The following is a 17,351-nucleotide window of genomic DNA, read 5'->3' on the forward strand; positions in this document are numbered from 1 at the left end:
TATTGAAGCAGAAATGCCAAATATTATTCTGGAATTTTTACCACCTTATAGTCCAGATTATAATTTAATTGAACTGGTATGGCATTCAGCGAAAGAATATATAGCCCACAGATTATTTGAATCAGTAGAATAGTTAGAAGAATTATTAAATAAATTGCTAAACGAAGGAGGTCTTATTATTAAATGGGAGCGCAAAGTTAAAAATAAAGGTAATGCTGTTTATTCGATTTAGCTGCACAACAGCTTATAAAAATAGCTACCGTTTTAGCTGAATCTAAATTATCTCCGACAGATTACATTAATGATATGGGCGATAACCCCAATAATTTACAACTTTGCCTACTTTGTAAAATTATTATAGAATTACAAAGTAAAAATGAGGCTGTATTAAATCAAATGTTAGTAGAAATTGAAAAATATTATCCAAGTTTAGCTAAAGAAGGATCTCAGGATGGATGGCATTTAACATATAACAATTATGTTCAGAAGATCAAGAACGAAAATATTACAAAATTATCGGAATTATTTGATATTTTCCTAAACGAAGCTGAATCATTTGGAAATTAATTTTTTGTTGATTTTGCTATTTTTTGTATTTTTAATGGTGCGTTATAATATCACTAACGCACCGTAATAATTTATGGGCAGATTATTCCAGGAAAATCTGCAATATTTCCATAAGTATCAAGCGCAGGATGTGGTTCTACTCCCAATTTGTTGTAAAACTTTTTAACAAATTTCACACTTGAATTAGCAGCCCATTGAGCGCAACCATATCCTAAACATCTGTCAGGAAAATAAGGATTGTATTCTTCAAATAGAGGATTTTGAGGAAATTTATTTTCTAATTCTAATTGATGAAAATTCAGACCATTAAACTTTTTTGTTGTTGGTATTGATTCAATGCTTGAGCCTATTACCATCATTTGAGGTTTATAGTGTATTAATACATTACGTATGGTAATCAGTTTTTCGACATCCTGATAATGAGAACTACCTTTATCTAACATTTCCTTTCCTGCTGCACTTAAAAATATTTGAAATTTTTCTAGTGTGCATTTACCCTGAATCAAATTATCTATTTTCCATAAGAGTTCTATTTTTGATTTAGTATCAGAATCGAGTTGCTTCGCATAGTGTCCATCAAGTAATTCTCCTATTTCTGAAAATAGCTCATTAATTGTTGCTTCCAAAAATGCAACAGCAGAAAAAATTGCAGATGTTACACAGGATCTATTCTGATTAACATACTGGTTTTTAATAGTAATTATGTCTTGTTGCTGTTGTGTTACGCAATCTTTTTGATATTTTTCCTCAATATATTTGCTCATTTTAGCAAAATAAAAGGCTGAATAAATGTGAACTGGAGAGTAACTACTCCATTGACTGACCAGAAGATGAGATTCATCAATACTCATATCTGAAATCAATGTTATAACGTGAGAGTTCTCATTATTATTGTCTGAACAGATGTTTTCATTAGTCATTAGTTTCTTGTACTCCAATTTTTTACTCTTAATATAAAGCTAGTAAGGTGCGTTACTAACACACCCTACAAAATATGATATTAATGCACCAACTCAATAGCCCGCTTAGTCAACGCTTCCGCAGTCAACCCATTAAACGCCATCAACTCTCCCGCACTTGCGGTAGTTTCCCCACGCTTCCAAGCGAAAATATCCCGCTTGCTGGTACTGCGTAACATAAAAGAATTAATTGTTATTTAAACTCAGATAGCAACGCAAAATATTTTGACCTTGTTCTAGTAATTCTGCTTCTAATTCTCCTAATTGTTGCGTTAAACGAACTTTATCAAAAGTCATTGGTTCAACACATATCAAAAGACTATCTACAGAAAGTCCGTTTTGTGCTGATGCAGGTACTTCTACTACTGCTGGTGAAATACGGGAGTTATTAAATTTTGCAGAAGTAAAAGGTAAAACTGTGACTTTGGTACGTTGGTTATTAAACAAAGTCCCAGAAATTATCAGTGCTGGCCGAGTTTTTTGAATTTCTGTACCTACGGATGGATCAAATGTTACGATCCAGATGCTTCCCATTCGGTAATCGCTATATTTTGCCATTCACTTTCCCAACCTAATTCTAATTCATCAATTACAGCGCAAGCAGCCGCTAGTGCTTCATCTTGTCTTTGTTTTTGCCATTGTTTCAATAGACTTTCAATTAATGCACTACGGTTATCAACTTTTTGGTCAATGTAATTGAGTAAGTCATCTGGCAATGAAATTGAGATTTTAGCCATATCTTACCTCTAGTCATACCATTGGTAGCATAACAGATTTTAATATTTTTAGTCTAGTAATTCTGTCAAAATTTTTCTATTAGGTAATTAATTGGATAACTTGGGAATTTGATTTATTATACTGTTGAGTTTTATAACAGATAAAAACAGCAAATGTACGCAACAAACGCCAAATCATTTGCGTTCATCTGCGTACATCTGCGTTCTAATTAATGCACCAACTCAATAGCCCGCTTCGTCAACGCTTCCGCAGTCAACCCATTAAACGCCATCAACTCACCAGCACTTGCGGTAGTTTCCCCACGCTTCCAAGCGAAAATATCCCGCTTGCTGGTACTGCGTAACATAATAGGTTCTAACATCGCACCAGCACAACCCACCAGTTAACCCATAACTTAAAAAGCTGTTATTCAGTTTAAAAAAATTCTTACCTTGGGGTCGGGAACTCTAAATTGTAAGCAAGCCTATTTATCGTTATTCACGTTTTGCAGACCGCATCCAATTTTATGCTCCAAGGAGTACCCAAGGCTCACACTATATATATTACACCAAATCAGTTTGTAGGATGGGTAGAGCGACAGCGAAACCCATCACAATTTTTAGTATGTTGGGTTAGTTTACGGCAAGTTGATCCACGTCTACATCCCTTAACCCAACCTTACTTACTACTTAATACTTATTTCTTCAAAATTTAAGATTATTTTAATTACAATATTTTCAAATTCTCTATTAATTTGTTCAAGTTTTGGTAAATCTTTCTCTGGTAAATTTCTAAATTTATGAACAATTAAACTTCTGACAGAGTATAAAGCTAAAGGCAAACTATTTTTGTTATCACTATTAAATGCTGTAAGTAATTGATTACAAAGCAGATGTAAATTTGTTTTACTAACTGCATCAAATTTTTTTTCTAAAGCAGCTATTAATTTAGATATTCTTTCTTTTTCACTAGAAATATTTGTAATTGATTCTTTAAGTTCATATATATTTTTATCTGCATTATTCTGGAAATTATTGATTATATCTGAAAAACTTTTTTCAAAAATTATCTCTATAACTAATTCAATTACTTGGTAAAGAAGGTAAAATCTAACTAAAGGATTTTCTTCAGTTTTCAATAAACTTTTGAAAAGTCTATCAAGATAAGCCTCTCCTTGTAAATACTGTGACTTTCTCTGAATTATCAGTCTAGTATTACCAAAAGATTGTAAATTAGCTCTATTTCTGATTTCTTTTAAATCCTCTGTTGGTTGACAATTATTAATCTGTTTTAAATTCTCTGTTGGTTGACAGTAATAATAACTATATGAATATAAGGAAGTCAAGTAGTTATCAATATGAAAATTATCAATATTTTGAATTTGGGAATTAGATAAAATTAATATGATTATATCATCTCCATAAAAATCTGTCAGCATATAATTGTCGGCATTTTGAAAAGATGGAATAAAATGATCATATTCTTCCTTATTGATTAATAGTTTGTAAAAGGCAACATAAGCATATTTTAAAAAATGCTTATTGTTTGCACATCCATGTTTATTAGATACAATAGCTTGAATAGGAAATACCCAACCAATTCTTAAATTAGCATCTTTATCATACACTTGAAAAATGTCATTTTCTCTATTTAGTTCCAATGATTTCATTACAAATAATGAATAATCTTCAGGAACATAATCAAGATATGGAGTTAAAATATAGTCAACGTCTATTTTAAAATCATTTGAATCAGAGAGTTCAAAGCAAGATTGACTATCATTAAATTTGGGTATAACTTCTGTCAAAGTATATGGTATGCTGGCAAGTTCATTTTTGATTTTGAGAGGCATAGACAAAAATTACTCATTTAATTTATATTTTTTGTAACCAGATTCTATTGACTTATCTATTGATAAAAATGAGTCACTAGCACTACTAAATAATTCTCTAAACAAGTAGTAAAAATACATTCTTTGAGAATTGCCAATTTTTCGAGCCGTTTTACTGATATCATCTAAATTTAAAACTAATTTATCAAGAAAATGCTCATTATTATTGGTAACTTGAATAGTGGCAATATACAGGTTTATATCATCAAATGAATTAATGAGTTCTTTATCTCTCAAAAATCCCACAGCAGCACCGAAACCTGTCATTACTTGCGATTTAGTAAATATTTTATATACGTTAGTTGTACCTACGCTAGAACCAAAAGGATTTCCTGATAAGCTGCTTTCTTCATTATTAAATTCCCAATCACCTGCCAATTCTTGGATTTTTTCAACAAACTTATTATAGGTTGTGATGTAATTTTGAAATAAATCCTTATCTTGATTTTCTAGTGCCAGTTTTTCTAAACTCTTGATACTTTCAAGTAAGTCTCTCCTATCTAAACTAGACTCATCTCTAAGAATATAGGAAGTAAAACCGTCTATTACATCATTAAATCTATACTCACCAATTTGATGAGGTGTTTCTTCATCAACTTCCCTTACAAGTCGTATTCCTTCAGGAATATTTTCATCAAGATAATTTGAATAAAGTATTTCTATTTGATGCCTCACAGACATGGGTGATTGACCCGTATTCAGGGTTAACATTCTGTATAGTATACCTATTTTGTTCAGACCTAAATAGATTTCAAATCTTAACTGGTGATCATAAAAGTTTCTCTTATTTTCATTATTTTTAGCATCTAATTCATTGGCTAAATCAAGTAATGTATATGTTCTTTGTAAACCATCAAGAATGATTAATTTGTCTCTATGGGTATTAATATAATCGATAGATTTATTCTCATCTATATCATTAATAGCTATATTTTCATTACTGAGAGCTAAAACTAAAGGAGGTATGGTACAACCTTGTTTTAAATCTTGTTTGAGCAAGCTATAAATTGATGAAGACAATCTTAATTTTCTCCTTTGAAAAGGATTATTGTCAATAATATTTCTAGCTATTTCTAAGTATTCAGAAATAGGCATTTCTGTTAAAATATTGTGTGCTTTTATTCTATTATCGAAGCTTTTAGAAAGTATTTGCATAATAGTTTATATGAATTTATTATAAGATTATAACATGATTTTCTTTTAATTATTGCTTAACAAAAAATGATCTACAAAAAATACTTTTAACTAAAAACCGCAAATGTACGCAACAAACGCCAAATCATCCGCGTTCATCTGCGTACATCTGCGTTTTAATTAATGCACCAACTCAATAGCCCGCTTCGTCAACGCTTCCGCAGTCAACCCATTAAACGCCATCAACTCACCCGCACTTGCGGTAGTTTCCCCACGCTTCCAAGCGAAAATATCTCGCTTACTGGTACTGCGTAACATAATAGGTTCTAACATCGCACCAGCACCACCTGTCACACCAATTAACGCATCACCAGCAAACAAACTATCAAATTCTGCATCACTCAAAAACCCACCATCAGCTTCAGAACAAGTATCCCAAGCTGTATCATTAGCACGATATAAACGCCGGGGGTTAATAACAGAAATTATCTTCACCCCAATACCTTCAGTCTCTAAAAATGCCGCCGCTTCAAACACGGGAATTAAGGTCATATCGCCAATTACAGCAAAAACAACTTGCTTTCCTCCCGCAACTTCATGTAATAAAATCGCGCCTTTTTCTAACCCTTCTTTTGTTTGTTCTAAAGTTGTTCTAATGGGTAAAGGTGACTTACTTGCAGTAATGACAATTCCCTTATTTTTTGTTCCCAAAGCCCAATCATAACAGACTTGAATACTGTTAGCATCGGGGGGAAAAACAGGAAATACATTGCCATTTCTCATCATCGAAGCAAAATAAGCTTCAATTTCTGGTCTTTGGTGTGTCCAACCGTTGCGACCTTGTTCTAATGCACCGGCAGTAAATAAGGTAATAGTTGACGGTGTTTTTCTTCTTAATTCTGCCATTGCTTGGGTGACAGTTTGCCAAATTGGTAAACCATTGATGGCAAAAGATTCATAGGAACACCACAAACTTCTCGCCCCCATTAAGGATAAACCCACTGCTAAACCTGCACAAGCATCTTCGCTCAAAGGTTCGTAAACTTGACCTCCTGGGGCTTGATGATAGGTTTCATCGGCTGTGGGGTGAATGATTTTTAAGGCTTCATTAATATTACCAATTCCTGAAGCGGCGTTACCATCGGCGTTAGTTACTAGGAAATTTTTATCTTTATTTCCGATTATTCCTACTAACCTTCCCATTGCGGTTGTGGAAACTTTTGGATCTCCGCCAACTGCATATTCTTCTAATGGTAATTCGCCGATGTCTGCTAAAGGTAATTCAAATTCTGTAACTACAGTTTTCGCTGCGGGTCCACCTCCGGCACGTTCGGCGTTTGTGCGGACTGTTTGCCATGCTTCTACAGGTAAAGCGCGTTTTTGTAAGGCTGTGACAATGTGAGGAGCGGTTAAGGTATCTTGAGGATAGAGGTTGTGAGATTTTGCCCCTAAAGCGTGAACACCCGCGCCTTTGAGTTGTTTAATGATAAATACCGTTAATGTGCCACTCAAAGCAGAACGGGCAGCTTTATCAACGCCTACTAATACCGCTTTGGTAAATTCTAACCGTTTTTGGAAGGAGAAAATGGTACTATCTACGTAATCTCCCGGTTGATGTTGGTCGTCAAATTCTTTGGCATCAACGATGATAACTTCGGCAAAACCGTTACCTTTCCAATAAGCGATCATTTCATCGGTAGTTTTTAAAGATACCATGCTATGATGTTCTTGGCTGTAACCGTTCCAAACTAGGATAGGTAGGAAGTTGGTTACATTGGGGTAAGCGGTGTGAAAATGCGCCATTGCACTCATGATGTAGGGTTCACCGAGTCCCCCATCTCCCACGGTGAAGGGGAAGAGTTTGTCACGGTGTAGCAGTGCAGCAGACATCGCAAAATGTTGTCCTTGTCCCAAAGGACCAGCAGGGGCGAGAATACCAGGAATATAACCGGATAAATGTCCTAATAAACCGTGTTTTTCCCGAAAGCGATCGCGCAATTGTTGTACTGTAGAAATGCCCATGTCTTCTAAAGAACGGTCGAGAAACATGGCACTATAAAAACCGGGGGCGTGGTGTCCAACTTCGGTGATAATGTTTTTATGTCCCAGCATGACCAAAGCTGCATAAGCTTCCGCTTGGCTGGCAAAACCGCCGGGATGTCCAGAAGCCTTACTACCAGTAATTTGTAGAGTCAGGTAGCGCAGGGCATCGGCAGCTAGTAGGGTTTGATAAACTGCTGTAGTATCATTGGGATTAGCGATCGCACCTTTGCCCGATTCTATCACCGGCGTTGCACCATAAGTTTCAAAATCTGGCAATGCTTCCCCAAAATATTGAATACCTTCACAAAAACTTGGAACTGCGGAAGATGCCTTTGTTGTAGTTGCTGTCATGCTGAGTACCTTAAATAAATTCGTCGGAAACTTTAAATGCTGGTTTACAGTGGTTTTCATGAATGACTTTTTTATCTCACGCAAAGACGCAAAGGCGCAAAGGGGAAATAAGAGAAGTCTGAAGACTTGAAAACTACTGTAATGTAACCAAAATTTTACATCTTCACGGTTGTAAAGGTTTATTGCAGTTTTAGAATGCAAAACATAAGCAGAGATTATGAAAGCAGCATGACAAACCAATAGCCCGCAAGGAAATGATAGCGAAGCGTGGCGTTAGCCATATTTCTTTGCTAATAGCCAAAGTCATCTAAAGATGACTCAATAACCAGAAAATTCTTCAGTAAACTTTAGTTTACTTGATTTATTAGCCATGAAATTCATTTCATGGCGGGTGTGGAAGCTGACGCAAAATATCTCTAAAACCTTCTTTCCTCCATGTCCTCTGTGCCTTCGTGGTTCGTTTTCTCATTCACTCCTGACTTCTGTACGGGCAAAGTAGGGGCGAAGTAGGGGCGAAGCATTCGGAAAATAGGCTTTTGATAAAATGATAATTTGTCGCCCGAATGCTTCGCCCTTACAGGAAAATAGGCTTTTGATAAAATGATAATTTGTCGCCCGAATGCTTCGCCCTTACAGGAAAATAGGCTTTTGATAAAATGATAATTTGTCGCCCAAATGCTTCGCCCTTACGACTCCTGACTTCTGAATTTTGCTATAAGATATTTAGTAAAAAACTAACATCTACCAAAAAACTTTTATGCCTCTACCCACAGGACCCAAAACTCCAGCTACCCTGCAAATGCTACGCTGGGTATTTAGCCCGATGTCCTACATGGAAGAATGCGCCAAAACCTACGGTGATATTTTTACTCTCAAGCTGGATTACAATTTACCTCCTATGGTCTTTATTCATAGCCCAGAAGCAATGCAGCAGGTTTTGAGCAATGATACCAAAGAATTAGAAGCACCAGGCGATTTAAATCAACTATTTGAAGGGTTACTAGGTAAAAATTCTCTGATTTCTCAAAGTGGTAAAGAACATCAGCGACAACGGCAGTTAATCATGCCTCCCTTACACGGGGAAAGAATGCGAACTTATGCTGATGTAATTAATAATATCACCGAAAAAGTCATCGGCAAACAGCAAATAAATCAACCTTTTAATGTGCGAACAGTTACCCAAGAAATTACTCTGGGGGTGATGATGCAAGCTGTCTTTGGACTTTATGAAGGTGAACGGGCTGAAAAATTACAACACTTACTATGTGAAATTCTGGAAGCAGGTAGTGAAGTTTGGAGAGTGGCTTTATTATATTTTCCAGCGTTACAAAAAGTGATTGGTCTTTCCACACTTTGGGAAATACAGGAACGTCGTCAAAATAAAGCTGACCAACTTCTGTATGCAGAAATTCAGGAACGCAGAGAAAATCCCGACCCATCACGTACAGATATCCTCAGTTTGCTAATGTCTGCAAGGGATGAAGACGGTCAACCAATGACTGATGTAGAATTACGGGATGAATTAATGACTTTGTTAGTAGCAGGTCATGAAACCACAGCTACAGCCATAGCCTGGGCTTTATATTGGGTTCATAAACTACCAGAAGTCCGCCAAAAATTATTAGCAGAACTTGATACTTTAGGCGAAAATCCTGATTCCAATACTATTTTTAAATTACCTTATCTCACCGCCGTTTGTAATGAAACTTTGCGGATTTATCCCGTGGGAATGTTGACTTTTCCCCGTCGGGTAAAAACCCCTATTTCTGTAGATGGTTATCAACTAGAACCAGGTACAGTTGTGATGGGTTCAATTTACCTCACTCACCATCGAGAAGATATTTATCCCAACTCTAAACAATTTAACCCAGAACGCTTTATAGAAAAACAATTTTCACCATATCAATTTATCCCTTTTGGCGCTGGTGCAAGACGTTGTATTGGTCTAGCATTTGCCCAATTTGAAATGAAATTAGCACTAGCTAAAATCCTCCAAGGTTGGGAAATGGAACTAGCAGATACTCGTGAAGTTAAACCAAAACGCCGTGGTTTGGTGACAGGTCAAGATAAACCTATTCAAATGATTTACCACGGTCGTCGTCAGCAACAATCTCGAACTTTAGAGACAATAGCCGTGTAATTTTTCAGGGGTTAAGAGTCGGTACAAACCAATTTTTAACCCCCGCAAATGATTAAACTACCAAATAGATATCTATTTCCGAAAAATCAACCGTAAAAAGCTTGTTGTCGTTAAAAATCGGAGGTATGTAATATTCACTGAATAAACTATTTAACTCATCACAAAACATATTGAGAGAGAAAGCCGCTAAACCACTACTCCATAAAGGAATAACAGTATTACCTCCTGACGTTGACTCCATTTCTTCTAAAGTCAGTTTCTGAAAAAGCCCATTGACTTGAACAGAATGTAATTCAGTATTCATGATTGCAGCCATTGTCTTAATTTACCAATCCAGAAATGAGCAGGTATGAAAATTTATGATTTATGAGGAGTAAAATCTGTAAAAACAAATGCCCTAAAAAAATGTTTTCCCCTGAACCAACTAAAAATTTCTTAATGTCAGTACCAGAATACAAATAATTAATCACCAAGAATTTATGACGACGTATATTGACCTGGAATAGTCTACAGTAGCGACCTTATTATCCCTGATGCCACTATCTACACCTTTAACGTCACCAGTCCCTGTATTCTCCACGTTTCCAGTATTACCCGATATAAAATAATTATTGACGCTCCCACCACTACCACCAGATACAGTCTTTGTTTCAACCACAGATAGCTCACGAAAAAGGCTTCCTGCATTATATTTTAAGTCCGCAATTACTATTTTCTTCATTGTTTTATCCTCTAAATTAGGAGTTAATTCCTTTTAAATGTTTTTGCATAACTAGATTTAAAATAATCCAAAGTCCCGATACATATAAAGCTTTATGCACATGATCATAGGACATAAATCCGATCATTTTGTCTAAAAATGTAATTCGTATATTTTAAAATTACTAAATTTTAAAATTACTAAGTTCCAATAATGGAAAATTCACATATTAAAAATATTTTTAGATATTATGTCAGAACCTAAACCACACAATTTTGTCTGAAATTTTTACCTTGATAGATTGAGATTACCAAATTACATGACAGCGATTTTCAGGTAAATGAACCACAAAACAATCTTTAAAACCCTTGTAGAGAATTTGCACGCAACCTCTCTACTGTGGTATAACTAGGTGAAAACTGCTGTAATACACAATTTCGATATCTTCTGGTTTGAAGCATACTCTTTTCAGACATAAATCCCAGGATTTTGTCTGGAAACTTAATGCTTTGATAATAATTCTGAGGATAGATTCCCTTGCTGACATCTTAATTTACAGCAAAATGTGGCTTACGCTACGCTATCAGGAGTCAGGAGTAATATCAAGTCCGTTTGAATAGTTATGTTATCTGTGAGGACAGGCAAGAGGCAAGAGTGAAAATGAAAATTCCTACACCCCACACCCAAAAATTCAATCCTCGTTTATCATCCCAATACCCAGTTGTCAATGAGTACATTTTTCATAAATTGCTATATAGTAAACATAAAGTTTTGTAAGGCGAGGGCTAGGAATGTACATAGTACAAATTGCCTCAGAATGCGCTCCTGTAATAAAAGCTGGGGGTTTGGGGGATGTTGTTTATGGACTTAGCAGGGAGTTAGAAGGACGGGGAAACACTGTTGAACTTATTCTCCCAATGTATGATTGTATGCGTTACGATCATATATGGGGTCTTCACGATGCCTACCTTAACCTGTGGGTACCCTGGTATGGTGGCGCAGTTCACTGTTCTGTATACTGCGGGTGGGTACATGGTCGGGTTTGTTTCTTCATTCAACCCCACAGTCAAGACAATTTCTTTAATAGAGGTTGTTACTATGGTTGCGATGATGACAACATGAGGTTTGCTTTCTTTAGCAAAGCGGCTTTAGAATTTTTACTGCAAAGTAATAAAAGACCGGATATCATTCATTGTCACGACTGGCAAACTGGGTTAATTCCTGTCATGTTGTATGAAATTTATAAATATCATGGCATGGAATATCAAAGAGTTTGTTACACCATTCACAACTTTAAACATCAAGGTATGGGTGGTGTAGAAACTCTCCAAGCTACCAATTTAAATCGCCCAGAATATTATTTTCAATACGACAAACTGCGGGATAATTTTAATCCTTTTGCGATCAATTTTATGAAAGCAGGAATTAATTATGCTAATGCAGTGACAACAGTATCACCAAATCATGCAATAGAAGCTCAAACCAGTGATGTGGGTTGTGGTTTAGGACATACATTATATTTGCAAAAAGACAAATTTAGTGGAGTTCTCAATGGCATTGATTACGATTTTTGGAATCCCGAAGTTGACCGTTACATCCCTAATAATTACAACTGGGATGAATTTGAACAAAAGGCATATAACAAAAAAGCATTAAGGGAAAGATTGATGTTAGCTCATGATGAGAAAAAACCCATCATTGCTTACATCGGTCGTTTAGATAATCAAAAAGGTGTCCATTTGGTTCACCATGCTATGTACTATGCTTTGAATAGAGGAGCGCAATTTGTATTGTTAGGTTCAGCTACAGAATCAGCAATTAACGCTCATTTTTACCATGAAAAACAATTTTTAAATAATAACCCAGATGTGCATTTAGAACTGGGATTCAATGAAGAATTATCTCACCTCATTTATGCTGGTGCAGATATGATAGTTGTACCCAGTAATTATGAACCCTGTGGTTTAACCCAAATGATCGGTTTAAAATACGGAACTGTACCCATTGTTCGGGGTGTTGGAGGTTTAGTAAATACTGTTTTTGACAGAGATTATGATCAAAATTTACCACCAGAAAAACGCAATGGTTATGTGTTTTATGACATGGATAACCTAGCATTAGAATCAGCAATGGGAAGGGCTATAGATTTATGGTATCAGCAACCCGAAGAGTTTAAAAAACTAGCTATTCAGGGTATGTTGTATGATAATTCTTGGAATATTCCCGGTGCGAAATATTTAGAGATTTACGAATGGATCAGACATAAATGGTAAATCTTTAATTTCCGATACAAAAAAGCTAACTCACCTCTCGTTCCCAGTCTCCAGACTGGGAATGCCATCATCAATTGATAATTGACAATTGATAATTGACAATTAATGTAGAAATAAAATTCAATTACAGATTTGGGCTTTTTTATTTTAATCAAACGCCACAACCCCAAAGCAGAAACCAGAGAAATTTATTGAGGATAATGTCAAGCACAAATAATCTTAATTTGTTATAATTAACAATGTCAATTAATAGAGGCTTAACTTATTATGGAAACAATTACCCTTCAAGTTGACCCAGAAATTGCCAAAGCATACCGAGAAGCAGAACCCGAAAAACAAAAAAATGCCCTGATTGTTTGTAATCTTATCCTTAAAGAACTTTTAAAAAATACAAGTTTTGAAGAAATTGTTCAACAGATTCGCCAAGAAGCAGAAGAAAACGGCTTAACTCCCGAAATTTTAGCAGAATTGTTAAAAGATGAGTAAACTACGAGTTATTTTAGATACTAACATTTTAATTAGTGGATTACTGCTATCTTCATCAACATCTCAACAAGTTTTTGATCAGGTTACGACGACAGAAACTCTATTGATTTCTGAAGATAGCTATCAAGAAATATCTCAAACTCTAATTCGCAAAAAATTTGATAAATACTTATCTTTAGAAACAAGATTACAATTTATATCTAGTCTAAGAAATAAAGCCATTCTCGTTAATATTATAGAAACGATTAATATTTGTCGAGATCCCAAAGATAACAAATTTTTAGAGTTAGCCGTTTCAGGAAATGCTACTCATATTATCACGGGAGATCAAGACTTATTAGAATTACATCCCTTTCGAGGAATTTCTATTATAACGCCAAGACAATTTTTACAATTTAACGATGAACAAATTTAAAAACTTGGGAGAGGTATAAATTACTTGTCCACCGAGAGACTTGACAAACTTAAAATGTCCAGTAGACAACCTGACAAAATTTTTGTCCACCGAATGACTGGACAAACTAAAATTGTCCAGTAGGAGAGTTGACAAACCCAGATGGACAGTCAAGACACAGAACTGATTAAAATATCCACCCTACAAGGAAGATACGGTTTAGAGTCAAGACAAGCCGTATATGACAGAATCAACGGACTGGACATAAAACCAGTAGCACGGGGTAAAATCACCCCACAACAGTTAGAGCTACTGGACAAACTAGACAAACATATTAGGGAAGGGGGAGCGATCGCAGATTTCCCCATCCAGCCAGAAGTAGAAGTTGCCCCACTTGAAAAACTGGACAACTCACTAGACATACTGGACAACCAACTAGACAACGCTGAAAACCTTAGCGCTATTAACGTTATGGCTGGTTTGGTTGAGAAAATGATGAGGTATATCGGGAATCAGCGATCGCATTTAGCAGAATATTATGAACTAGAAAAAGCAGTAGCTCACAAGTGGATACTGAGTAGAGCAAAGGTAAAAGAATTGATTGGTATAACCCCAAGGGTAGGAAAGGATGAAATGACCTTTGTCTGGGGTAGCTTCACTTTCACCAAAGCGTGGAAGCTGGGTAATCAGATGGGGTGGTTGGTTAGTAAGCTGTTACACAGCTAAATTGTATAACCCTAATGTTCTGAACTCTTGTTTAACAGGCAAGACGCCTGTTCCACTTATACAAATTAAATGCACAACAGCTTAAAACTTTAGATTGAATCGTCAGACTGTTTCTATATCATAACGATATTTTTTTTTCACACCAACCTAATTAATAAAATTAGCATTACACATCATCAGGTGTTGGTGCTAATTTGACATCTTCAGATAAAGGTAAAGCTTTTATATTCTGCCAATCATCTCTTTCTAGAATTGGTTTCAAATAAGATTTGACAATAAAACCATTGTGCTTTTCATATTTATGAAACCAAAAAGCAGGTAGATGTCCTTTGGGTGATTTATCAAGCTCAAAAACTAATTTATCATAGTCTTTCCAACTAAACGCACCCAGGACACCAATACCTAAAAATGCTTTTCCACGCCAACCTAATGCTTCTCCAAACTTACCAATTTTTTTATTGATATCAGATTGCTGAAAAATATCTCTTTGGACTTGGAAACCAAACTTACCTTGACTGTAATGATACCATAACTCATCAATTTGATTGATATCTTGTTTAAATATCTTGCTAGTGTCGTCTTTAATATTCCTATTTAATAGTTCGGAGATGATATATTCTGTTTCCATATCAGCTTCTCTCCATTTCTTTTCTGCTAGTAGAGACTCTAAAAGTTCATAGTTAATATCGGGGAAAGCAATGGAAATTTCTACTATTAATTTTTGTTTGACAGTTGCTTCTGATAAATCATCTGGGAAGTAATTATCTCTTTCTTGACGCAATTTCTTGAGTAAATCATGTGGAGGAATGAGACTAAATTCAAATTCAGCTTTATATTCATAATAGAAACAAGCTAAATGACCTAGCCCATAAATCATTAAGGCTTTACTGCCCACTTTTAGAAGTTTATTATTAATGTAACCCAACTTTAACCAATCTATTCCTAAATTGATTATTTTTTCTCCTAAGAAAATAAACCCGAACATATATAAAGCTTCTTCTTCTCTTTCACGATCATCTATATTAAATCCATAAATCTGTCCTATTTGATAAACCATCTCTGCGCCTAACTTGGCTATTTCTGGCAAGTCAATCCCCTCTGCTCCTAATCCATCTAAAATATTATTAACCGTTGCTACCACATCTCCAATTAATTCTAATCCTGCTGCTTGTAAGGATTTATGAATAATTAGTCTGTGTGCTATTTCACGGGGAGTTTTATGTCCGACTCTTGTGATTAATCTTGTAACAGATTTACTAGCTGCGGTAAAATTAATATCACAAATAGATTCAGCAATCCATTCTGTTAAATCTTCCCAAGTATCATCATTTGCTGCATTTTTTAGCTTAGATAATTCAGGAGTTCTATCTACTGTTCTATGCAGATAGTTAATATTTTCTGCCTTAATTCTTTTTCTTTCTTCCGGTGACAAAACTGGTGGTTGTTCATCATTCTCTTCATAAGCATCATCATCGTCGTCATCGACAACTATAATTTGTTGTTCCTCAATTTTCTCTATAACTTTCTTATCTATAACCTTGATGCTTCTTTTCTTTCTGGGTTTAGGTTGTATTATCCAATCATCTTGGTCAGATTTTAATTTAACAATTAAACAGCGAACAAATTCTTGATTAGCTTGTAATCCTTTGATGATTTCAGAAACTTCTTTACTATCAGCTAGATATTGTATTTGAATATATATACCAGCTACTTTACGACTGGATTTGAGAGAATTGGTCGTAATCAGAATTCCCTGACCTTTTTTAACAATAGGATAAGCTAGGAGTTTTTTACCCAATTTATTGGATTTAATTTCTGTTCCACCATGCTCTGCAATGAGATGAGAAGATTCTTGAATAACCCGTTCAACTTCTTGTTCTGAAAGAGCAGAGCTTATAATACAAACCATCCCATAATATCTATTCATATCTTTTCTGATATTAATATCGTTATACTCTTTTTATCACGGGTTAGCCATTGGTGACAAGTTATTGATAAAAAAGTGGACTTAACGTGGGTCTGACCAGTTTTTTTTCAGCGATTTTCTCAAAGCCTCTCGACACAAGACTTACAGGCTTAACTTGTCACCAATGGAAAATCTGGGGATAACAGATAGCTCAAACTATTCCCTATTCCCTATTCCCTATTCCCTGCCTCAACGAAGGGACTTTTTCAGCCAACCCTAATTATTCATTATTGAAACGCCCATAACGTGCTGTTTGCTGATTACACAACCAAGCCCACATTTGATCACCAAAGGAAAAATGCCACCATTCTCTAGGATTACGTTGAAAACCTGCCTTTAACATCACATTTAGTAACAATTCTCGATGGCGATGATATTCTTGATGACAATGGGCATCAGAATGGGCATAATAATCAGGGTGCGATCGCTCAGACATTTCATCAATCGGTGAACCCATATTTACAACTTCCCCATTTTCATCGACTAAAGTAATATCCACCGCAGCACCTGTACTATGGGGAGGAGGAGTATTCATATCTAAACTTGGGACCGCCCAAATTTCATATACTTGCTGCCAAATTTCTTCCCGTTGTTGAGTCGATAAATCACTCTCATTTAATTCCCGGGCTTGCACAGCTTGGGCAAAACTATAATCTACCATAAATTGCTGCACAGCTACCGGGCGATAAGCATCAAATATTTGAATACACCAACCAGGATGTAACAATTGTAAATAATTTTGTGCCTCAATTAAATTTTCGACCACACTGGCACGCAAAAAATAAGCAGAATATCCCCCATAGTCAGCACCTAATTTTTCATAAGGATGGGGAGTCTCCACCGCAAACCGTTCTAAGGGAATTTTCACTAAAGGTTCACCACATTCAATAATGGAAATTTGGTGATATGGACGCATATTATCAACTCAGCTTGTAAAATAGTAAGTTTTGTAGTAGGTTTTGAATGAGTTTTCCACTACCCAATTTTCTCCAACCAGTTCTGTA

At 35.6% G+C, this 17,351-nt stretch carries 16 protein-coding genes and 2 pseudogenes; 7 read left to right on the forward strand and 11 right to left on the reverse strand.

Annotation, left to right across the window (positions count from 1 at the left end; genetic code table 11):
• Together FFR48_RS03080 and FFR48_RS03085 are read left to right on the forward strand one after the other, a co-directional pair.
• A pseudogene (locus FFR48_RS03080) lies at positions 1 to 232 on the forward strand (transposase); the annotation flags it as partial.
• A 74-nt stretch (positions 233 to 306) separates the two neighbouring features.
• The gene (locus tag FFR48_RS03085) at positions 307 to 567 is read left to right on the forward strand and encodes a hypothetical protein (RefSeq protein WP_137666337.1); all 261 of its coding nucleotides are present in this window, start codon (positions 307 to 309) and stop codon (positions 565 to 567) included.
• A gap of 71 nt (positions 568 to 638) precedes the next feature.
• Here the strand turns inward: FFR48_RS03085 and FFR48_RS03090 are convergent, their stop codons facing one another.
• The 8 genes and pseudogenes from FFR48_RS03090 to FFR48_RS03120 all read right to left on the reverse strand — a co-directional run bounded on the left by FFR48_RS03090 (position 639) and on the right by FFR48_RS03120 (position 7,662).
• Positions 639 to 1,487 (reverse strand): hypothetical protein, encoded by an 849-nt coding sequence (locus FFR48_RS03090; protein ID WP_137666338.1) that lies wholly within the window; start codon positions 1,485 to 1,487, stop codon positions 639 to 641.
• 80 nt (positions 1,488 to 1,567) lie between these two features.
• Positions 1,568 to 1,705: pseudogene (locus FFR48_RS28875) on the reverse strand (hypothetical protein); the annotation flags it as partial.
• Between the two features lie 7 nt (positions 1,706 to 1,712).
• A complete protein-coding gene (locus FFR48_RS03095; RefSeq protein WP_137666339.1) occupies positions 1,713 to 2,060 on the reverse strand; it encodes a type II toxin-antitoxin system PemK/MazF family toxin in 348 nt (115 codons plus the stop codon).
• The gene (locus tag FFR48_RS03100) at positions 2,039 to 2,263 is read right to left on the reverse strand and encodes a ribbon-helix-helix domain-containing protein (protein WP_137666340.1); all 225 of its coding nucleotides are present in this window, start codon (positions 2,261 to 2,263) and stop codon (positions 2,039 to 2,041) included. The genes FFR48_RS03095 and FFR48_RS03100 overlap by 22 nt, the downstream gene beginning before the upstream one ends.
• A gap of 209 nt (positions 2,264 to 2,472) precedes the next feature.
• Positions 2,473 to 2,625, reverse strand: coding sequence for a hypothetical protein (locus FFR48_RS03105; RefSeq protein WP_162501835.1), 153 nt, complete (start codon positions 2,623 to 2,625; stop codon positions 2,473 to 2,475).
• A 303-nt stretch (positions 2,626 to 2,928) separates the two neighbouring features.
• Complete coding sequence (locus FFR48_RS03110; protein WP_137666341.1) at positions 2,929 to 4,095, reverse strand: hypothetical protein; 1,167 nt, start codon at positions 4,093 to 4,095, stop codon at positions 2,929 to 2,931.
• A gap of 9 nt (positions 4,096 to 4,104) precedes the next feature.
• Positions 4,105 to 5,289: a hypothetical protein gene (locus FFR48_RS03115; RefSeq protein ID WP_137666342.1), complete on the reverse strand. Its 1,185-nt coding sequence runs from the start codon at positions 5,287 to 5,289 to the stop codon at positions 4,105 to 4,107.
• Between the two features lie 159 nt (positions 5,290 to 5,448).
• Positions 5,449 to 7,662, reverse strand: a complete 2,214-nt coding sequence (locus FFR48_RS03120) for a phosphoketolase family protein (protein ID WP_137666343.1) — start codon at positions 7,660 to 7,662, stop codon at positions 5,449 to 5,451.
• Positions 7,663 to 8,419: 757 nt separating this feature from the next.
• Between FFR48_RS03120 and FFR48_RS03125 the strand changes: the two genes are divergently transcribed.
• Positions 8,420 to 9,802 carry a cytochrome P450 gene (locus FFR48_RS03125; protein ID WP_137666344.1) on the forward strand — a complete coding sequence of 461 codons (1,383 nt, stop codon included), beginning with the start codon at positions 8,420 to 8,422 and terminating at the stop codon, positions 9,800 to 9,802.
• A gap of 52 nt (positions 9,803 to 9,854) precedes the next feature.
• Here the strand turns inward: FFR48_RS03125 and FFR48_RS03130 are convergent, their stop codons facing one another.
• Positions 9,855 to 10,118 carry a hypothetical protein gene (locus FFR48_RS03130; protein ID WP_096565575.1) on the reverse strand — a complete coding sequence of 88 codons (264 nt, stop codon included), beginning with the start codon at positions 10,116 to 10,118 and terminating at the stop codon, positions 9,855 to 9,857.
• A 1,175-nt stretch (positions 10,119 to 11,293) separates the two neighbouring features.
• Here FFR48_RS03130 and glgA point away from each other — a divergent pair.
• The 4 genes from glgA to FFR48_RS03150 all read left to right on the forward strand — a co-directional run bounded on the left by glgA (position 11,294) and on the right by FFR48_RS03150 (position 14,381).
• Entirely contained in the window at positions 11,294 to 12,775 is a 1,482-nt protein-coding gene (gene glgA, locus FFR48_RS03135; RefSeq protein WP_137666345.1) for a glycogen synthase GlgA, read from the forward strand.
• Between the two features lie 267 nt (positions 12,776 to 13,042).
• Positions 13,043 to 13,261 carry a hypothetical protein gene (locus FFR48_RS03140; RefSeq protein ID WP_137666346.1) on the forward strand — a complete coding sequence of 73 codons (219 nt, stop codon included), beginning with the start codon at positions 13,043 to 13,045 and terminating at the stop codon, positions 13,259 to 13,261.
• Positions 13,254 to 13,676 (forward strand): putative toxin-antitoxin system toxin component, PIN family, encoded by a 423-nt coding sequence (locus tag FFR48_RS03145; RefSeq protein WP_137666347.1) that lies wholly within the window; start codon positions 13,254 to 13,256, stop codon positions 13,674 to 13,676. The genes FFR48_RS03140 and FFR48_RS03145 overlap by 8 nt, the downstream gene beginning before the upstream one ends.
• Positions 13,677 to 13,817: 141 nt before the next feature.
• The gene (locus FFR48_RS03150) at positions 13,818 to 14,381 is read left to right on the forward strand and encodes a hypothetical protein (RefSeq protein WP_137666348.1); all 564 of its coding nucleotides are present in this window, start codon (positions 13,818 to 13,820) and stop codon (positions 14,379 to 14,381) included.
• A 166-nt stretch (positions 14,382 to 14,547) separates the two neighbouring features.
• On the opposite strand, the gene FFR48_RS03155 is transcribed toward FFR48_RS03150, so the two are convergent.
• Complete coding sequence (locus tag FFR48_RS03155) at positions 14,548 to 16,308, reverse strand: 30S ribosomal protein S6 (protein WP_137666349.1); 1,761 nt, start codon at positions 16,306 to 16,308, stop codon at positions 14,548 to 14,550.
• 259 nt (positions 16,309 to 16,567) lie between these two features.
• Positions 16,568 to 17,263 (reverse strand): M15 family metallopeptidase, encoded by a 696-nt coding sequence (locus FFR48_RS03160; protein ID WP_137666350.1) that lies wholly within the window; start codon positions 17,261 to 17,263, stop codon positions 16,568 to 16,570.
• Between the last annotated feature and the right edge of the window lie 88 nt (positions 17,264 to 17,351).

This window comes from Sphaerospermopsis reniformis (genome assembly GCF_005402885.1).
Taxonomy (GTDB): Bacteria; Cyanobacteriota; Cyanobacteriia; order Cyanobacteriales; family Nostocaceae; genus Sphaerospermopsis; species Sphaerospermopsis kisseleviana.

What these genes read in the sequence shown, in the direction of transcription:
- FFR48_RS03125 (WP_137666344.1), top strand. Translation starts at nt 8,420, where the DNA reads ATGCCTCTACCCACAGGACCCAAAACTCCAGCTACCCTGCAAATGCTA.
- FFR48_RS03110 (WP_137666341.1), bottom strand. Translation starts at nt 4,095, where the DNA reads ATGCCTCTCAAAATCAAAAATGAACTTGCCAGCATACCATATACTTTG.
- FFR48_RS03095 (WP_137666339.1), bottom strand. Translation starts at nt 2,060, where the DNA reads ATGGGAAGCATCTGGATCGTAACATTTGATCCATCCGTAGGTACAGAA.
- FFR48_RS03085 (WP_137666337.1), top strand. Translation starts at nt 307, where the DNA reads ATGGGCGATAACCCCAATAATTTACAACTTTGCCTACTTTGTAAAATT.
- glgA (WP_137666345.1), top strand. Translation starts at nt 11,294, where the DNA reads ATGTACATAGTACAAATTGCCTCAGAATGCGCTCCTGTAATAAAAGCT.
- FFR48_RS03120 (WP_137666343.1), bottom strand. Translation starts at nt 7,662, where the DNA reads ATGACAGCAACTACAACAAAGGCATCTTCCGCAGTTCCAAGTTTTTGT.
- FFR48_RS03155 (WP_137666349.1), bottom strand. Translation starts at nt 16,308, where the DNA reads ATGAATAGATATTATGGGATGGTTTGTATTATAAGCTCTGCTCTTTCA.
- FFR48_RS03150 (WP_137666348.1), top strand. Translation starts at nt 13,818, where the DNA reads ATGGACAGTCAAGACACAGAACTGATTAAAATATCCACCCTACAAGGA.
- FFR48_RS03090 (WP_137666338.1), bottom strand. Translation starts at nt 1,487, where the DNA reads ATGACTAATGAAAACATCTGTTCAGACAATAATAATGAGAACTCTCAC.
- FFR48_RS03105 (WP_162501835.1), bottom strand. Translation starts at nt 2,625, where the DNA reads ATGTTAGAACCTATTATGTTACGCAGTACCAGCAAGCGGGATATTTTC.
- FFR48_RS03100 (WP_137666340.1), bottom strand. Translation starts at nt 2,263, where the DNA reads ATGGCTAAAATCTCAATTTCATTGCCAGATGACTTACTCAATTACATT.
- FFR48_RS03130 (WP_096565575.1), bottom strand. Translation starts at nt 10,118, where the DNA reads ATGGCTGCAATCATGAATACTGAATTACATTCTGTTCAAGTCAATGGG.
- FFR48_RS03115 (WP_137666342.1), bottom strand. Translation starts at nt 5,289, where the DNA reads ATGCAAATACTTTCTAAAAGCTTCGATAATAGAATAAAAGCACACAAT.
- FFR48_RS03160 (WP_137666350.1), bottom strand. Translation starts at nt 17,263, where the DNA reads ATGCGTCCATATCACCAAATTTCCATTATTGAATGTGGTGAACCTTTA.
- FFR48_RS03145 (WP_137666347.1), top strand. Translation starts at nt 13,254, where the DNA reads ATGAGTAAACTACGAGTTATTTTAGATACTAACATTTTAATTAGTGGA.
- FFR48_RS03140 (WP_137666346.1), top strand. Translation starts at nt 13,043, where the DNA reads ATGGAAACAATTACCCTTCAAGTTGACCCAGAAATTGCCAAAGCATAC.